Annotated in this window: 10 protein-coding genes; 9 read left to right on the plus strand and 1 reads right to left on the minus strand. The window is 71.1% G+C overall.

The window, feature by feature from the left end; genetic code table 11:
* Window positions 1-45: 45 nt before the first annotated feature.
* A complete protein-coding gene (locus ABD481_RS12255) occupies window positions 46-2166 on the minus strand; it encodes an ATP-binding protein (RefSeq protein ID WP_344665718.1) in 2121 nt (706 codons plus the stop codon).
* Between the two features lie 382 nt (window positions 2167-2548).
* On the opposite strand from ABD481_RS12255, the gene ABD481_RS12260 reads away from it, so the two are divergent.
* The 9 genes from ABD481_RS12260 to ABD481_RS12300 all read left to right on the plus strand — a co-directional run bounded on the left by ABD481_RS12260 (window position 2549) and on the right by ABD481_RS12300 (window position 18275).
* Window positions 2549-5611, plus strand: coding sequence for a low temperature requirement protein A (locus tag ABD481_RS12260; protein WP_344665719.1), 3063 nt, complete (start codon window positions 2549-2551; stop codon window positions 5609-5611).
* Between the two features lie 140 nt (window positions 5612-5751).
* The gene (locus ABD481_RS12265) at window positions 5752-6288 is read left to right on the plus strand and encodes a hypothetical protein (RefSeq protein ID WP_344665720.1); all 537 of its coding nucleotides are present in this window, start codon (window positions 5752-5754) and stop codon (window positions 6286-6288) included.
* Between the two features lie 588 nt (window positions 6289-6876).
* Entirely contained in the window at window positions 6877-7977 is a 1101-nt protein-coding gene (locus tag ABD481_RS12270; protein ID WP_344665721.1) for a LacI family DNA-binding transcriptional regulator, read from the plus strand.
* A 35-nt stretch (window positions 7978-8012) separates the two neighbouring features.
* Window positions 8013-10457, plus strand: coding sequence for a beta-xylosidase/alpha-l-arabinosidase (locus ABD481_RS12275; RefSeq protein WP_344665722.1), 2445 nt, complete (start codon window positions 8013-8015; stop codon window positions 10455-10457).
* 212 nt (window positions 10458-10669) lie between these two features.
* A complete protein-coding gene (locus tag ABD481_RS12280) occupies window positions 10670-12220 on the plus strand; it encodes an ABC transporter substrate-binding protein (protein ID WP_344665723.1) in 1551 nt (516 codons plus the stop codon).
* Window positions 12221-12392: 172 nt separating this feature from the next.
* Complete coding sequence (locus tag ABD481_RS12285; RefSeq protein ID WP_344665724.1) at window positions 12393-13334, plus strand: ABC transporter permease; 942 nt, start codon at window positions 12393-12395, stop codon at window positions 13332-13334.
* Entirely contained in the window at window positions 13331-15181 is a 1851-nt protein-coding gene (locus ABD481_RS12290; RefSeq protein WP_344665725.1) for a dipeptide/oligopeptide/nickel ABC transporter permease/ATP-binding protein, read from the plus strand. The genes ABD481_RS12285 and ABD481_RS12290 overlap by 4 nt, the downstream gene beginning before the upstream one ends.
* Entirely contained in the window at window positions 15178-16023 is an 846-nt protein-coding gene (locus tag ABD481_RS12295) for an ABC transporter ATP-binding protein (protein WP_344665726.1), read from the plus strand. The genes ABD481_RS12290 and ABD481_RS12295 overlap by 4 nt, the downstream gene beginning before the upstream one ends.
* Window positions 16020-18275 (plus strand): glycoside hydrolase family 3 C-terminal domain-containing protein, encoded by a 2256-nt coding sequence (locus ABD481_RS12300; RefSeq protein WP_344665727.1) that lies wholly within the window; start codon window positions 16020-16022, stop codon window positions 18273-18275. Before ABD481_RS12295 ends, ABD481_RS12300 begins: the two co-directional genes overlap by 4 nt.
* Window positions 18276-18415: the final 140 nt, after the last annotated feature.

Here is an 18415-nt window from a genome sequence, read left to right on the forward strand (position 1 = left end):
GGCTGTCCGCCGGGTTTGCGCGCCGAGCCTGCCCGGCGCGCGAGGTCACGCCCAGTTGTTGGCTTCGCGGCGGTGACGCTGCGCGGCGTCAAAGAGCGGGTCGCTGTCTTCCTGCCAGCGCGCTATCAGCCCTTCGAAGCCCCGGGCGATGTGCAGGTGCAGGCCGCGTCGGCGGTTGCCAAGAAAGGGGTCTGCGACGATCCATCGGGCCGCTACCAGCTCTGCCAGGGGTTTGATATCGCGGCCCAGTGGCTCGTGGGGCTCGTCCAGGAAGCGTGCGGCGGCGATCAGGGAGCGCAGCTGCTCCATCGGCGGCTTCGCGACGGCCTCGGGGTTCCGGACGCGGCGCGGCGCGGTCGCGACCGATTCGAGCAGCGCGATCCAGGCTGCCGAACCGGCGCCGATCTCGGCCTTCTCGCGGTCGCCGACGAGGGCGTCCAGCCGCCGGGCGACGTCCGCCAGGCCACCCAGGGCCAGGGTGTAGTAGAGCTCGTCGACGATGTTGCCGGAGCTTTCGAGATGCTTGCGTAGTCGGCCGAAGGCGCTGGACCATGTCGTTCCTGCCGCGAGAGGCGTTCCTGCGGTTTCCGGCGCTACTGGATCCGTCGGCCCGTCTGGCAACCCTTGTATGTCGGGCAGGCGTGCGGCGTCGTGCAAGGCGAGGCCTCGAAGCAGCAGCCGTCGCAGCAACTCCGGCGCCGTCGGCCACAGCACCGGTTCGATGTCGGCCTCGAACCCGGCCAGGCCCCCGGCGACCAATGGCTGCTCGCCGGTGCACAGATACAGGGCATGCCGCCGCTGGGTGGCGGCCGCGCAGATCATCAGGTCGTCGAACTCCTCGCCGGGTTCGGGCGTCCGGCCGAGCAGCCGCCGCACCAGGCCCTGCTCGACGGTCCGCCCGGCGTCCGGCGAACCCGGTTCGGCGCCGGGCATCGGCACGTCCAGCAGGGACGCCGGCTCGCGCCAGTGCTCGGGGTGCCGGGCCAGGGCCTCGATCAGCACGCCCACCGAGGCCGGATGCCCGCCCGACAGCTCCGCGAGCATCTCCTTCAGCTGGGTCTCGTCGCCCTCGCGGTGGACCAGCAGGCCCAGCGCCCGGCCGATGTCGTCGGCGCCGAGGTCGGCGAGACGGCGACGGGCCCAGACCGCGTTGGCCGCCCAGGACTGCGGGGCGGGCTGGTCGTCGTCATGGACGGCCCGGGCTATGTCGCCGGACTCCCGGTCGGCGAGCAGCGTGCCCCGGCTGGCCGCGACCACCGTCAGCGGCGGCGGCCCGAACGCCTGGTCCGGCGGCTGATCGGCGCGCCCGGCGGCGAACTCGGTCAGGAACCGCCGTCCCAGTTCGCTGTCGCAGCCGTCCAGCAGGACCAGGCAGTTGAGCGAGAGCTCACCGGACCTGCGGGCCCCGCGGAACGCCTCGCGCAGGTCGGCGAAGAACGCGTCGCACAGCAGCTCACTGACTTTCCTGCGGTCGTCGGCGGTGGCCGGGTTGTGGTGCCACTGGTTGAGGTCCAGCAGCACGTCGACGGAGTCGTGCGTCCGCCCGCGACCACGATGCCCGTACCAGTCCTGATACGCCCCGAGGATGACGCGCCGCCCGGGCCGCCATCGCAGCATGCCGGCCAGCGTGTGCTTGGCGATCCAGACGGACAGGCCCGGGCCCGCGTTCGGCAGCGCCACCCCCACGGGTCCTTGGACGCCCTGGATCACGGCCGTCGCGGCGTCCTGGAGGATCTGCCGCACCGTTTCCAGATCGCGGTCCTCACCGAGGGCCTGGACCACCGCGGCCCGGGAGCGTTCCCGGTTGGCCGGGTTGAGGGTCAGGCCCAGGACCTCGATGCCGCTGGTCAGCCGGGGAAAGTCGAGCGCGCCGTACGGGTCGCAGCGCCGACCGAGCTGGAAGGCGAGGGCGGAGAGCACCTGCGGGGCGTCGACGCCCTTGCCGAGGGTCTCGAAGTCCACCCGCGCATAGGGCGCGACCTGCTCGACCCGCTGTTCCAAGGTGTTGAGCAGTTCGGTCTTGCCGCTGCCGCGCTGACCCTCCACGACCAGGATCGGCTGGCGGCGGCTGCGCGGCGTCCGATCGACCGGTGGGCGCGCCATCAGCGCCTCGACCAGGGCCAGCTCGCCGTCCCGGCCGACGAGCGGTATCCGGGTGGGCGGCATCAGAGCCGGCTCGGGGCAGGCGCGCGGAGAAGGAGTCGGAGATGCGGACAGCGTTGCATGGCGAAGGAACCCCCGGTTCGCTGGGCGACGCAGAACCCTGTTTCAGGGGCACGACTATAGACGCGCGGACTGACGAAATGTGCCGCGGGTCACGGAACTTCATCAGAGAGTTACGTTCAGCGGGCGCCTGGGACGTCCACTCATCACTCTGATGGATCGACAATTTTGACTTATCGCTCAAAACCATCGCAAGGTTCGGATTCAGCGAGGGAGTCGAGCCGCCGTCATCAGGGGGCTCATATGCGCTTCTCGCTGAATCCGGACCAAGACCGCGCCCGCTCGGGTCGAACGCACCCGGCCGGACCGAACGAGGGAAGAGACGATGGTGGGAACAGGCAGGCTGTGGCCGCTGCCGAGGCGGGACGCCGAGGACCGGTCCGATCCGGTGGAACTGTTGGTGGACATCACATTCGTGCTCGCGCTGTCCCAGGCGGTCAGCCTGCTCCGGCTCGAACCCGGGGCCGGCGGGGTGCTGCGGACCATCGCGGCCCTGTTCATCGTGATCCGCGCCTGGGAGGAGAGCGTCAGCGCGGTCACCATGGGGTCGGTGACCGCCGCCCCTCTCAAACTGCTGATGATCGTCCAGACCGGGCTGTTCCTGGCGCTCGCGATCTGCGTGCCCGAGGCCTTCTCCGACATCACCGGAGGTCTCGACGGGCCCGTGGTGTTCGCCACCGTCTTCACTCTCAACTGCGTGTGCGGAGCGGCCCAGTGGTTCGCCGCGCACGCCGGCGATCCCCGGCAGCGGGGCAACCTGCTGTTCGTGTTCGCGGCCTACGTCGGCGAAGCGGCGCTCATCTGGTGGGCGGTCTGCGTCCACGGTTCGGCCAAGACACTGCTGATGCTCGCCGCGCCGATCTTCTTCACCGCCTTCATGTGGGCGACCACTCTGCCGGTGTACGACCGTCTGCGGTTCGGTCTGGTCGAGGGCTGGCAGATCTACGGATTCCGGGCGCTGAGCGAGCGCTACCTCGCCGCCTACACCGTGGCGTGCTGCCTGTCGCTCGAACTGCTGGAACAGGTCGGACAGTCGCAACGGATCTCACCGGCGATGCTGACCGTGGTCGGTGCCGCCCTGCTGACGGCATATCTGCTGTACCGGCTTTACGAGCCGCTCATCGAACCGGCGCGGTTCACCCTGGACGCCCGCAACCTCGACGTCGGCCTGGGTCGCAAACTGCTGATGGACGGCGGCTACCACTTCGGCCACCTGCTTATGTGCGGCGGCCTGGCAGTCGGCGCCGGCGCTCTGCGCTCCGTGCTGGTCGCGGTGGCTTCCGTCGACGGCGGCGTGACGGCGCCGATCGGCATGGTCCCGCTCGCGGGACTGTACGGCGGGATCGCCGCGGTCCTGCTCGGGCAGGCCGGGTTCTCGTTCGTCGCGATCTGGAAGGCCGATCCGCTGCGTCTGGTCACGCCGCTGCTTCTGCTGGTCGCCATCGTCCCGTTGTCCGGCACGCCGGTGCTCGTCGCACCGCTGGTGCTGGTGGGATTGCTGGTTGTGGTGGCCGGGTTGGACCAGCATCGCGCGGTGCATGCGGCGCGCGCCGTCCGGACGGCGCGGGTCGAGGCGCTGACCGCCGGTCCGGCCGGTCTGACCGCGGCGCAGTCGGTGCGGGCGCGGCTGCGTCCTCGGCGCTGGCGACCCACCATCCAGTTCGCGGACGGCGACCACGAGCTGTCCGGGTTCGAGCTGCTGTTCGACATCATGGTCGCGTTCGCGTTCGCCCAGTGCGACGTGGTGGTGCTCCGCGATCAGAGCCCTGAGGGTGCGTTGCGGGCGCTGCTGGTGCTCGCGATGCTGTGGGGCTGCTGGATGACCTTCGTGTGGGCCGGGAACACCGCGGACGCCAATGTCGGGACGCTGCGCACGCTGCACGTCTGTGCGCTGTCCGGGATGGTCTTCCTGGGGCTGGCGTTGCCGATGGCGTTCGTCAGGCCCGGGTTCAGCATGAGGGCGGCGCTGTATCTCGGTGCTTATGTGCTGATCCGCGTGTGCTCGGCGATCGCGCTGCGGACGCTGCTGGGCCGCACCGCGGGTCGTCGTCCCCTGATCGTCGCCGGGGCTCCGGTGGTGACCGCGCTGCTCATCGCGCTCGCCACGCAGGTGCCGCGGGCCGACCGGGTCGGCTTGTGGATCGCCGCGCTGGCGTGCGAGGTGCTGGCGACGCTCGCGTTCATGCGCGGCTGGCGCACGGTGGCGCCGGGGCACCTGGCCGAGCGGTTCGCGTTCATCGTGATCATCGGCCTGGACATGTCGATGGGCGGCATGGGCCAGCAGCTCAACGGCGAGGCGGTCGCACTGCCGCAACTGCTGCTGATCGGCATGGCACTGATCTCCTGCACGATCATGTGGTGGCTGTACTTCGACCTGCTCGCGCGCTACGCCGAGCACCGTCTGCACCGCACCATGCGCAGCGTCCACCACCGGATCGTGCATGGGCACTACAACGCCGCGCACCTGGTCCTGCTCGCCGGGATGGTCGCGTTCGGCTTCGGACTGCGCGCGATCGCGCGTGACCTGGCGACGGGCTCCGGCGGCGGGCTGGGCCCGCCGCTGCCACCGCTGCTCGCGATCGCGCTGGGCGCGGGCGTCGCGGTGTTCGCGCTGGGCATCTGCGGCATGTGGCTGATGTTGGGACGGCGTCCGCGTCGTGGGTGGGCGGCGGTCGTCGTCGGCTGCTTGGTGGCGATCCCGGTCGCGGTGGGAGCCCCGGCGCTGGTGGCGTTGGCTGGCTTCGTGGTGCTGGGACTGCTGCTGGTGGTCGATGAGTCGCTCAGCTCGACGGCCAGGGCTGAGCGCGGGGCGCTGCGGTCGGCGCTGGCCGAGGGACATGGCGAGTCGCCGACGGCGGCCGGGGAGCCGGTGGCGGCGTCGAACGCCGAGGATGTCTCGACCGTCGACCTCGGCCGCTGGTTCCAGACCCGGTTCCGGCTGCTGGACGTCAACGGCGACGGGGTGATCAGCTGGGCCGACTTCACCGACCTGCTGCACCGGATGGCCAACGACCCGGCGACCAGTGACGAGGAGACCCTCCAGCGCGCCGAGACCCGCTTCCGCGCGCTGTGGAACTCGATGCGGGAAGCGATGGACCTGGATGACGACAACATCATCACGCGCGAGGAATACATCGCGTTCATGACCGCGATGGCCGCGGCCCGCCTCCCCGCCGAGGACGGTGCGCCGAATCCGTGGTCGGCCCAGCCGACAGCGTCGCGGCTGCCGGTGTCCCGGTCGGCCGCCTACCGCCGGGGCGGCGGGCATCCGCTACTCGTCGGCAGCGGCCTGACCGACCTCATCGAGTCCGAACTGGCGCTGCTGGCGGATCCTTCGCGGAGCGACGACACCGATGTATTCAGCGCGGAGGCCGCGTCCGTGGGCTGACCGCTCACCCGTTCGGCGGAGGCGCTATGCGTGTCAATCGACAGCAACATCGCCATATTCGGGAACTTCGTGATGAACTACCCGAGATGCATAGGGCTGCCGCGGCACCGGATTGCGGCACAGAGGAAAGGCAGTACTCCATGAGAGTGCGCAACCTGCGGCGAGTCTCCGCGGTTTTCGCAGGAACGCTCGGCCTGGCCGTATCGAGTCTGGCGATCGCCGCGACACCGGCCAGCGCGCAGACCGTGATCACGTGCAACGGCACCGGCACGGTCACCTGGTCACCGGATCTGACCAGCACGGTCAGATCGATCGACTGGTCGGGGCAGATCACCTACACGGGCTGCCACGGCATCGGACTCGACGGCGACCACACCTACCCGGTCAGCATGACCAGTTCCGGAACCGAGACCCTGAGCTGCAACGACCTCGACGGCACCGGCTTCAGCGGCTCAGGCACCGTAACCTGGTCCGACGGCACGACCAGCCACGTAACCGACACCGAGATCTCCTCCGACGAGATCAACGGCGAGGGCAGCGGCGAGTTCAACCACACGATCGAGGACGGCAGCCACTACGTGGGCGCCGACATCGTCCACGTCGAGCGCGACACCTCGGGCGGCTGCCCGCAGTCCTCGCAGACGTTCTCCTTGACCCTCACGCTTGTGGCTGCTTGATCCTTGACCGATGGCGGGGCGGCGCTGTCCGCCCCGCCACCGGTGCCCGACCGCCTTGGAAAAAGGCCTGGTCCGGAAGTCTTTCGGGGATTGGCGCGGCTGAAGTGAGCCGCCTCTGCCCCCGGATCCTTCAGTCCTCTCCCTGGGGTTTTGGTTTGTTCTCCTCGGTCACGTCGGCAGGGCTTTGCCTACAGTACCGCCGACCAGGTGTCAAGTTCATGCAAGCGCAACCGCAGCCCAACAACCATCACCGCCACGGCATGGACTTGATACCTGGGCGGCGGTGCTGTACCCGTAGGGCTGCCGACGTGAGCGAGGGGAACAAACCCCCACCTTACCAACCGCCAGCGCAGGGACTGACCGGGCCCACCTATGGACTAGCGCCAGTTCTCCGAGGGATCAGAGGTCCTCGCCGGAGGCGCCTGCCTTACCCAGCTTTTGGTTTTGCTTTTAACTGCTCCACCCCCACCCACCGATCAATTTTCGAAAACTCCCCCTCAACCTTTTCGAAACCTTGAGGTAACCTGACGCGGCCGCGAGCCGAACCAGCTCACGGCATCCACGTCGTCGCCCCAAGGAGCTGTCCCGATGTCCAGGTCACAGGCTTCCCGCACCACCCTCCTGGCCGTCGCCGAGGCGGCCGGAGTGTCAGTGGCGACCGTGTCGAAAGTGGTCAACGACCGCTCCGACGTGGCGCCCGCCACCCGGGCCCGGGTAGCAGCGCTGCTGGCCGAGTACAACTACGTCGCTCGGGGCCAGAGCACCCAGGTCACTGGGCTTGACCTGGCCTTCGACTCGATGGACAACCCGAACAACCTGGAGATGATCCGGGGTGCGACTGCTGAGGCTGCTGCTGAGGACGTGGAAGTAGTGGTCGGTGTCGCGCCCCGCCTGGACGACACCGCCCGGTGGGCGCGCTGGGCCCAGCGAGTTGCCGGGCCGGGGCGCGCCGGGCTGATCTTGGTGACCACGCGGCTGACCCCCGCCCACTACGAACCATTCGCCCGCGTCGGCGCGCGCATCGTCCTGGTAGACCCGGTCTCAGTGCCGCACAGCGGCCTGCCCAGCATCGGCGTCACCGACTTCGCCGGCGGGCTGGCCGCCACCGAGCATCTGCTGGGTCTCGGACACCGGCGCATCGCGATGATCCAGGGTCGTCCCGAGGCCGCCAGCAGCCGAGCTCGTCTGCACGGCTATCAGGCGGCGCTGTCGACGGCGGGCATCGCCGTTGACCCGGACCTGATCGAGCGCGGCGACTTCCTCATCGGTCCGTCGCGGATGGCCGCGCTGCGGCTGCTGGACCTGGCCGAGCCGCCCACTGCGGTGTTCGCCGCCAGCGACGGTCAGGCGCTCGGCGTGATCGAGGCGGCCCGCCAGCGCGGCTTGCGCGTCCCGGAGGACCTCAGCGTTGTCGGCTTCGACGGCGTCCCAGTTCTGCAATATTCCTCGCCGCCGCTGACCACGGTCCGTCAGCCCTTCGCCGAGATGGGACGCGCCGCCGTGCAGTCGCTGCTGCGCCTGGCCTCCGGGCGGGACCTGGCCAGCCGCCACGTCGAGCTCGCTACGGAACTCATCGTCCGCGCGTCCTGCGCCCCGCCGCCCGCACTCCCACCGGTCCCGCCCACGAGCGCGACCCCATCTACGCCAACACCCCCCACCCCCACCCCCACCCCAACACCCAAACCCTGATCCCCCAGCACAGCCCCGAAAAGTCAGGAACGCACATGACCGACCACCACACCCCCGCCGAGCGCCCCTGGACCGATCCGACCCGCCCGACGGCCGAGCGGGTCGCCGCCTTGAGTGCCGCGATGAGCCTGGAGGAGAAGCTCGCGCAGCTCGGCAGCATATGGCCAGGCGTCAAAGAACTGCTCCCGCCGGAGGACCCCGAGGCCGCCACGCAGAATGCCGGCGGACAGGTGGCGCCGATGCAGGAAATGTTCGGACGCCGCGTCGACTTCGTCGAGGGCACCCGCCACGGGCTCGGCCACCTGACCCGGCCGCTCGGCACCAAGCCGGTGGAGCCGACTGACGGCGCCAAGCAGCTGGCCGAATGGCAGCGCGACCTGATGACCCGCACCCGGCTGGGCATCCCGGCCCTCGCGCACGAGGAGTGCCTCACCGGCTTCACCGCCTACCGGGCCACGGTCTTCCCGACCTCGATCGCGTGGGCGGCGGCGTTCGACCCGGAAAGCGTCCAGGAGATGGCGCGCGCCATCGGCGAAGGCATGCGCGCAGTCGGCGTACACCAAGGCCTGTCACCGGTGCTGGACGTAGTCCGCGACTACCGCTGGGGCCGAGTGGAGGAGACCCTGGGCGAGGACCCCTACCTCGCCTCGGTCACCGGCACGGCCTACGTCACCGGCCTGGAATCGGCCGGCGTGGTGGCGACCCTGAAGCACTTCGCCGGCTACTCGGCCTCCCGCGGCGCGCGCAACCACGGCCCGGTCTCGATGGGGCGCCGAGAGTTCCGCGACGTGATCCTCCCGCCCTTCGAAGCCGCGCTGCGCGAGGGCGGCGCCCGGTCGGTGATGAACTCGTACTCCGACGTCGACGGCGTTCCGGCCGCCGCGGACGCGTGGCTGCTGACCGACCTGCTGCGCGGCGAATTGGGCTTCGACGGAACAGTGGTCTCCGACTACTGGGCGATCGCCTTTCTGCGCGTCCTGCACGGAGTCACCGAGGACTGGGGCGACTCGGCCGCCCGCGCGCTGGAAGCCGGTATCGACGTCGAGCTCCCCGGAACGCTGTGCTACGGCTCCCCGCTCCACGAGAAGATCCTGGCCGGCTCGGTCTCCGAGGCGCTGGTCGATCGGGCGCTGGAACGCGTGCTGCGGCAGAAGGTCGAGCTGGGTCTGCTGGACGCCGATTGGGCACCGGAGGACGCTCCCGCGCTGATTTCGGGCGACCTGGACCTCGACTCGCCCGAGTCGCGAGACATCGCCAGGAAGCTGGCCGAGCGCAGTGTCGTCCTGCTGGACAACACGTCGGGCGTCCTGCCGTTGGCCGCCTCCGGGTTGTCGCGGATCGCGGTGGTCGGCCCGTGCGCCGACGACGCGAACGCCTTCTTCGGCTGCTACTCCTTCCCCAACCACGTGCTTCCGCACTACACCGGGATGGACAACGGGATCGAGGCGGCCACCTTCCTGCAAGCGCTGCGTACCGAGCTCTCGGCCGACGGCCCCGGACCGGAGACCGTGTTCGAGGTCGGCTGCCCGGTCCGGGACGAGGACCGCTCCGGGATCGCCGCCGCGGCCGAGGCCGCCGCGTCGGCCGACCTCTGCATCGCCGTGATCGGCGATCGGGCCGCGCTGTTCGGCGGCGGAACCTCCGGCGAGGGCTGCGACGTGGAGGACCTGGCGCTGCCCGGTGTCCAGCACGAACTCCTGGAGGCGGTGCTGGCGACCGGCACCCCCACCGTCGTCGTCGCCGTCACCGGCCGGCCGTACGCGCTGGGCCCCTACGTCGGGCGCGCCGCGGCGATCGTCCAGGCGTTCTTCCCCGGGGAGGAGGGCGGCCCGGCGCTGGCCGGGATCCTGTCCGGCCGGGTGACGCCCTCGGGCAAGCTCCCGGTCCAGATCCCGGCGCGCCCGGGCGGGCAGCCCACGACCTACCTGCACCCGCGGCTCGGCGCGCACGCCACGACCACCAGCAGCCTGGACACCACCCCGGCGTTCCCGTTCGGCCACGGCCTGTCCTACACCGAATTCGCCTACTCCGAGCTGGAACTCAGCGCCACCGAGGTGCCGACCGACGGCGCCGTCGAGGTCTCGGTGACGGTGTCGAACACCGGCGCCCGGGAAGGCGCCGAGGTGGTCCAGCTGTACGCGCACGATCCGATCGCCCAGGTGACTCGGCCGGTGACCGAGCTGGTCGGCTTCGCGCGGGTGCCGCTGGCGCCGGGGGAGTCGGCCCGGGTGAGTTTCCAGCTGCACACCGACCGGCTGTCCTTCACGGGTCTGGACATGACGCGCATCGTCGAGCCGGGCGAGGTCCGCTTGTCGGTCGGATCCTCCAGTTCCGACCTCCGCGCCCGCGCCTCGGTGTCCCTCACGGGCTCCACGCGCACCGTGGCCGGCGACCGCGTCCTCACCACCCCGGCGGTCGTGCGGACGCTCGGCGGCGCCACCCCGGCGGTCATGCGGACGCTCGGCGGCGCCACTGCGTGACGCGGCGTCGAGACCAGGTGATCCGGCGGCCGAACGGCCGTCGGACACCTTGTCATTGCCGCTTTGAGCTGCGAAGACAACAGACCGGACACGGTTCCGCGGCACCCGCCTGAAACCCTATCTGGCTGTAGATTTTCGTGTTACGTTTCCCGCACGCCACCGGCCGTCTCGCCGCCGGCAACCCTCACCCTCCTTTTTCTGTGGAGACACCGATGCTCCGTTTCAAGCCTCTCGGCGCGATAGCCGCGTCCGTCGCCTTGGCAGCCGTCGTCGCGGGCTGCTCCTCCTCCTCTTCGGCGTCCAGCGGATCCACCGCGGGGAAGAGTGCGACCGGTCAGCCCACCGGCAACCTGCGCCTGGGTGTGGTGACCTCGCCCAAGACCCTGACCGCCGCGGGCGGCCAGTCCGGGCAGTACTCCCCGTTCTTCCAGACCGTGTACGACCCGCTGTTGCGCGCCGCTCCCGACGGCACCGTCGGGCCCGGCCTGGCCAGCGCCTGGCAGTACAACGACGACAAGACCCAGCTGACGCTCACGCTCCGGGAAGGCGTCACCTTCAGCGACGGCACCGCCTTCGACGCGGCGGCCGCGAAGGCGAACATGGACGCGTTCCTGAAGGACGGGATCGGCAAGAGCTACCTGGCCTCCGTGACCGGCGTCACGGCCCCGGACGCCCACACGCTCGTCCTGACCCTGAAGGCCGCCGATCCGGGCCTGCTCGTCAACCTCGCCGATGCCACCTCCTACATGCAGAGCCCGGCGACGCTGGGCAAAGCGGAGGCGGCGACCGACCCCATCGGCACCGGGCCCTACGTCATGGACAAGGCCTCCACGGTCATCGGATCGACCTACGTCTACAAGGCGAACCCGAAGTACTGGGACCCGTCCAAGATCCACTACGGCAAGATCACCCTGAACGTCTACACCACCGCGACCGCCGAGGTGAACGCCGTGAAGTCCGGCCAGATCGACGCCGGCGCGCTGGTGACCAACCAGGTCGCGGCCGACGTCAAGGCCGTGTCGGGCTGGACCGTCCAGACCCAGCCGCTGGACCTGGCGGGCATGTTCATCTACGACCGGGCCGGCAAGGTCAACCCGGCGCTGGCGAACGTGAAGGTGCGCCAGGCGATGAACCACGCCTTCAACCGTGACGCCCTGTTGAAGGCCGTCAACCAGAGCATGGGCACCGCCACCGCCCAGCCGTTCAACACCGGGTCCGCCGCCTACGACGCAAGCCTGAACGCGCAGTACGCCTACGACCCGGCCGCCGCCAAGGCGCTGCTGGTCGAGGCCGGCTATCCCAACGGCGTGGACCTGTCGGTGCCGATGACCTCGTCCAACGCCTCGCTGTTCACCTTCGTGAAGCAGCAACTCGACGACGCGGGCTTCCACACCACCCTCGTGGACGCCGGTACCAACTACGTGTCGGACATCCTCGCCGGCAAGTACGCGCTGGCCTTCTTCCAGAACGCCAACGCCATCGACTGGACCTTCATCGTCTCCGCCGTCGACACCAACGCGCAGTTCAACCCGCTGCACTACACCGACGACACCTCCGCGGCGCTGATCCAGAAGGTCCGCACCACCGAGGGCGCCGCCCGGGACCAGGCGCTCAAGGACCTGAACACCTACCTGACCAAGCAGGCCTGGTTCGCCCCCTGGTACCAGGCCGACAACGGATTCGCCGTGGGCGCCAAGACCAAGGTCACGCTCCAGAAGGGGAACGCGTTCCCCTCGATCTGGAACTTCGCCCCGGCCTCCTGAGCCCACCGCTGCGGCGCCCGCGCACCGACGTTGGGCGCCCCGGCCCATCCCCGCTCGCGAAGGCTCCTTCTCGAAAGCCCCCTCTCGAAGGCCCCTTTTCGAAAGCCCCCTTCTCGAAAGTCCCTTCCCGAAAGCCTCTTCTCGAAAGTCCCTCTCTGAAAAGGAGGACAGGTTGACCGCCTACGTGGCCAGGCGTCTTCTCGCCGGGCTGGTACTGGTCCTGGCCGTGTCCGTCGTCTCCTTCGCGCTGATGTATCTCAGCGGAGCCGACATCGCCCGGCACATCCTCGGCGACAACGCCAGCAACGAGCAGGTCCACGCCAAGGCCGTCGAGCTCGGGCTGGACCGGCCGCTGCCCTCCCGCTACGGCACCTGGCTCAACGCCGCGCTGCACGGCGACCTCGGCCTGTCGTGGACCTCCGGGGAGACCGTGACCTCCGCGCTCCAGACCCGGGCGCAGGTGACGCTGTCCCTGGTGGCCGGCGCGACCGTCGTCTCGGCCCTGCTCTCGGTCGCCCTGGGCGTCACCGCGGCGGTCCGCGGCGGCTGGCTGGACCGGGCGCTGCAAGCGGTGTCCCTGCTGGGCATCGCGCTGCCGGGGTTCCTCATCGCGCTGTTCCTGGTGTCGGCCTTCGCCCTGCACCTGCACTGGTTCCCGGCGACCGGCTACACCCAGCCGTCGGACTCGGTGGGCGACTGGCTCCGGTCGATCGCGCTGCCGATCGCCGCGCTGTCGGTGGGCGCTACCGTCAACCTGACGCAGCAGATCCGCGGCGCGGTGCTGGACGGCCTCGGGCAGGAGTGGGTCCGCACCTTGCGCGCCAGGGGCCTGCCGTTCCGGCGGATTGTGCTCCGCCACGTGCTGCGCGGCGCCGCCGGACCGGCGCTGTCCGTCCTGGGACTCCAGTTCATCGGCCTGATCGGCGGGACCGTCGTGATCGAGCAGGTGTACGCGATTCCCGGAATCGGCCAGCTGGCCGTCGGCGCCAGCGTCCAGGGCGACATCCCGCTGGTGATGGGCCTGGTGGTCGCCACCGGGATCCTGGTGGTCCTGGTGAACCTGGCCGTCGACGTCGCGCAGTATGCCCTGAACCCGAAGGTGAGGCTGTCGTGACCGCCCCTCGTGCGCGTCGCCGGACGCGCCTGTTCCGCGCACCGTCCGTCGCGGTCCCGGCCGCGGTGCTGCTGCTGGTGATCCTCAGCGCGCTGCTGGCCTCGGCCCTGACCTCGGCCGACCCGAACCGCGCCGACGTGAACAACCTGCTCGCCGGTCCCGGCCACGGACACCTGCTCGGCACCGACGCCGCGGGCCGCGACATCCTCAGCCGCCTGCTGCACGCCGGCCGGGCCAGCCTGTACGGCGCCGCTCTGGCCCTGATCACCGCCGCCGTGCTCGGCGTGGTCGGCGGCCTGTGGGCCGGCTTCCACCGCCGCGCCGTACGGCTGGCCCTGACCTGGATCGTCGAGCTCCTCATGGCTCTGCCGGGCATCGTGGTCCTGCTCGCCGCCCGCGCCGCCATCGGCCCCTCGCTGATAGCGGCGATGCTGGTGCTCGGCGTGCTCGCCGCGCCGGCGTTCTTCCGCGTCGTCGCGGCCTCGGTGGCCGCGCTGCGCGAGGAGCTGTTCGTCGACGCCGCGCGGGTCAACGGGCTGAGCGACCGCCGGATCCTGTGGCGGCACATCCTGCCGCTGGTGCGCGGCCCGATCCTGATCCAGGCCGCGATGGTCGGGGCGGTCGCCATCAGCATCCAGGCCGGCCTGGACTTCCTCGGCCTGGGCGATCCCACGGTGCCCACCTGGGGCACGATGCTGAGCGACGCCTTCACCACCATGGGGCAGCACCCGCTGCCGGTGCTCTGGCCCAGCCTGATGATCGCGCTGGTCTGCCTGTCGCTGGCCTTGCTGGCCAACGCCCTGCGCGACGAGTTCGGACTCGGCGGACGAGCCGGGGCCCTGGCCTCCGCCGAGCCGTCGATCGTCCCGGAGAACGACGGCGCCGACCCCGCCAGCCCTGCCGAGCCTGCGGGCCCCGCCGGCCCCGCCGACCCTGCCGACCTTGCCGACCGCGCGCCGGCGCCGGTGACCGGCGATCCGGATCCGGCCGACACCCTGCTGACCATCCGAGGACTGCGAGTCGGCTACCAGGCCGGCGCCACGGTCCGCGACGTCGTGCACGGAGTGGACCTGACGATCCGACGCGGAGAGATCCACGGACTGGTCGGCGAATCCGGCGCGGGCAAGACCCAGACCGCGTTCGCGCTGCTGGGCCTGCTCGGCCACGGCGGCCGGGTCACCGGCGGCACTGTCGAGTTCGACGGGACCGAGCTGACCGAGGCCGCCGAACATGATCTGGTGAAGCTGCGCGGTGTCCGCATCGGCTACATCCCGCAGGAGCCCGGCGTGAACCTCTCACCGACCGCCACAGTCGGCAGCCAGTTGTGCGAACCGCTGCGCGTGCGCCTGGGCCTGAGCCGCGCCGAAGCGCGCGACCGGGTCCTGGCCCTGCTGCGCCGGGTCGGCCTGACCGATCCCGAGCGGGTCTTCGCCTCCTATCCGCACCAGATCTCCGGCGGCATGGCCCAACGGGTCCTCATCGCCGGCGCAGTCTCGTGCGATCCGGAACTGCTCGTCGCCGACGAGCCGACCACCGCCCTCGACGTGACCGTCCAGGCCGAGGTCCTGGACCTGCTGCGCGATCTGCAGGCCGAACGGGCGATGACGGTGGTCCTGGTCACCCACAACCTCGGCGTCGTGGCGGACCTGTGCGACCGCGTGTCGGTGATGCGCCACGGCCGCCTGGTCGAGACCGGGCCGGTGGCCGACGTCTTCGGCGCTCCCCGCGCCCCCTACACCCGCGAACTGCTGGCCGCCGTGCTGGACGACGCCCCGGTCCGCGGCCCCCTGGACCCGGTGGCGCCGGCCGGCGGACGTCCGACCACCGAGATCGGAGGCACCGTATGAACCTGCTGGACGTGACGGGCGTCTGCGTCGACTACCCGGCCCCGGGGTGGCGGGGCCGACCGCGCCGGGTGCTCCACGACATCGACCTCGCGGTCCGGCCCGGCGAGACCGTCGGCGTGGTCGGCGAGTCCGGCTCCGGCAAGACCACCCTCGGCCGCGCCGTGCTGGGCCTGGTCGCGCCCGCCACCGGGACGATCACCTTCGACGGCAAGGTGCTCGGCCCGCTGGGCACCCCGGCGCGCGCCGAGGTCAGCGGCCTGATCCAGGCGGTGTTCCAGGACCCCTACCGCTCGCTGAACCCGATGCTGACCGTCGGGCGGACCCTGAGCGAGCCCCTGGTGCTGCGCGGAGTCTCCGCGGCCGACGCGCGCGACCGGGTGGCGGACCTGCTGACCGGAGTCGGCCTGCCCGCCGACGCCGCCCGCCGCCTGCCGCGAGAGTTCTCCGGCGGCCAGCGGCAGCGCATCGCCATCGCCCGGGCCCTGGCGCTGGAGCCGAGGCTGATCGTCTGCGACGAGCCGGTGTCGGCCCTGGACCTGAGCACCCAGCGCCGGGTGCTGGACCTGCTGCTGGAGATCCAGGAACGCACCGGCGTGGCCTATCTGTTCGTCTCGCACGACCTGTCGGTGGTCCGGCACATCAGCCACCGGGTGGCGGTGTTCCACCAGGGCCGGATCGTCGAGCAGGGCCCGGCGGACCCGGTCACCTCAAGCCCCGCCGACCCCTATACCCGGCGGCTGCTGCTGGCCGCCCCGGTGAGCGACCCCGGTCGCCAGGCCGAGCGTCGCGCGGCCCGGCGACGGCTGGCCGCATCCGAACCCACGACGAAGGACGCCGCATGACCGCACGCCCCGCCGACCCCGTCCTCAGTGCCTTGACGCTGGAGCAGAAGGCGGCGCTGACCTCCGGCGCCGACTTCTGGCACACCGAGGCCGTCCCGGCGGCCGGAGTCCCCTCGGCGCTGGTCGCCGACGGGCCGCACGGCCTGCGCAAACAGCCCGAGGACGGCGACCACCTGGGCCTGGGGAACAGCATCCCGGCCACGTGCTTCCCGCCGGCCGTCGCCCTGGCCTGTTCCTGGGACCCGGCCCTGGTGCGCCGGGTCGGCGCGGCGCTCGGCGCCGAGGCCGCCTCGGAACGGGTCTCGGTGCTGCTCGGCCCGGGTGTCAACATCAAGCGGTCGCCGTTGTGCGGGCGCAACTTCGAGTACTACTCCGAGGACCCGTTCCTGACCGGACGCCTGGGCGCGGCGTTCGTCGACGGTGTCCAGTCCCGGGGCGTGGGTACTTCGCTGAAGCATTTCGCGGCGAACAACCAGGAGACCGATCGGATGCGGGTGAGCGCCGAGGTCGACGAGCGGACGTTGCGCGAGATCTATCTCGCGGCGTTCGAGCACGTCGTCACCACGGCGAAGCCGACGACGGTGATGAGCGCCTACAACAAACTGAACGGCGTCTACGCCACCGAGCACAGCCGCCTGCTCACCGAGATCCTGCGCGGCGAGTGGGGTTTCGACGGCGCCGTGGTCTCGGACTGGGGCGCGGTCGCCGACCGGGTCGCCTCGCTGGCCGGCGGCACCGACCTGCAGATGCCGCCGGACGGCTCGGACGACGACGTCGTGGCGGCGGTGCGGGCCGGCCGACTGGACGAGGCGGTGCTGGACCAGGCGGTGCGGCGGCTGCTCGGCGTGCTCGAACGGACGGCCCGGGGCCGGGCCGGGGGCGCGGCGGAGTACGACCGCGACGCACACCACGCGCTCGCGCACGAGGCGGCCCTGTCCGGCGCCGTCCTGCTCAAGAACGCCGACGGCGTGCTCCCGCTGGCCGAGCAGGGCCCGGGCCGGATCGCCGTCATCGGCGAGTTCGCGCGGACGCCGCGCTATCAGGGCGCGGGCAGTTCGCAGGTCGTCCCGACCCGCCTGGACGACGCCCTGGCCGCGGTCGAGCGGATCGCCGGCGCCGATCGGATCGTCTTCGAACCCGGGTTCCGCCTCGACGGGGTTCCCGACGCGGGCCTGGTCGCCGACGCGGTCCGGTGCGCGGCGGCCTGCGAGACCGCGGTCCTGTTCCTGGGGTTGCCCGCGGCCTTCGAATCCGAGGGCTTCGACCGGGCCGACATCCTGCTGCCGGCGGACCAGCAGGCGCTGCTGGCCGCCGTTCACGCCGCCAACCCGCGCACGGTGGTCGTGCTGTCCAACGGCGGCGTCGTCTCGGTCGCCGACTGGGAGTCGCACGCCGCGGCGGTGCTTGAGGGCTGGCTCCTCGGCCAGGCCGGCGGCTCGGCCCTGGCGGACTTGTTGTTCGGCCGGGCCAATCCCGCCGGGCATCTCACTGAGACCATTCCGCTGAGGCTCCAGGACGTGCCCTCCTACCTGCACTTCCCTGGCGGGGAAGGCCAGGTGGTCTACGGGGAGGGCGTGTTCGTCGGCTACCGCGGCTACGACACCGCGCAGCAGGACGTCGCCTACCCCTTCGGGCACGGCCTGAGCTACACCGAATTCGACCTCAGTGCCCTGAACCTCGCCGAGACCGGCCCGAACCGGTTCACCGCGACCTTCACGGTGACGAACACCGGCCCAGTGGCCGGCGCCGTCGTGCCGCAGGTCTACGTCCACGACGTCGTCGCCTCGGTGGCGCGCCCGGAACAGGAACTCAAAGGCTTCGCCAGGGTCCACCTGGCCCCGGGGGAGTCCACGGTGGTGCGTGTCGGCCTGGACGAGCGGGCGTTCGCCTACTGGTCGACGCGGGAGGACCGCTGGAAGGTCGAGGCCGGGATCGCTGAGATCCGCGTCGGCCTCTCCTCGCGGGACGTCCGCCTGCGCGAGCAGGTGCGGCTGCCCGGTGACGGGATCGGTCCGGTGCTGGACGCGTCGTCGACCCTCGACGAATGGCTCGACGACGGGATCGCCGCCGCCGTGCTCGACGCCGCGGGAGGCCCGGGTCTCAAGGCCGTGCTGGCCGGGATGTCCCCGGGCATGCGGCGGGCCGTGGGCGCGATGCCCATGCGTGCCTTGGCCGTGTTCGGGCTGGGGTTCACCGGCGATTCGCTGCCTCGGCTGCTCGACGCCTACACCGAGGCCCGGAACCTGGCGTGACCGGAGCCGCCCGGAACCGGTGCGGATCGGCGCTGCTCCATCCGACGGAGTTCCGGATCATCCACCGTTTTCCACCGCCTGTCCGGGCGTACATGCGTGCCGCGGTCTTCGACTCCGAAACCGGAGAGCTCGCGCTGCGG

It is taken from the genome of Catenulispora yoronensis (genome assembly GCF_039531695.1).
In the GTDB taxonomy this organism is placed as follows: Bacteria; Actinomycetota; Actinomycetes; order Streptomycetales; family Catenulisporaceae; genus Catenulispora; species Catenulispora yoronensis.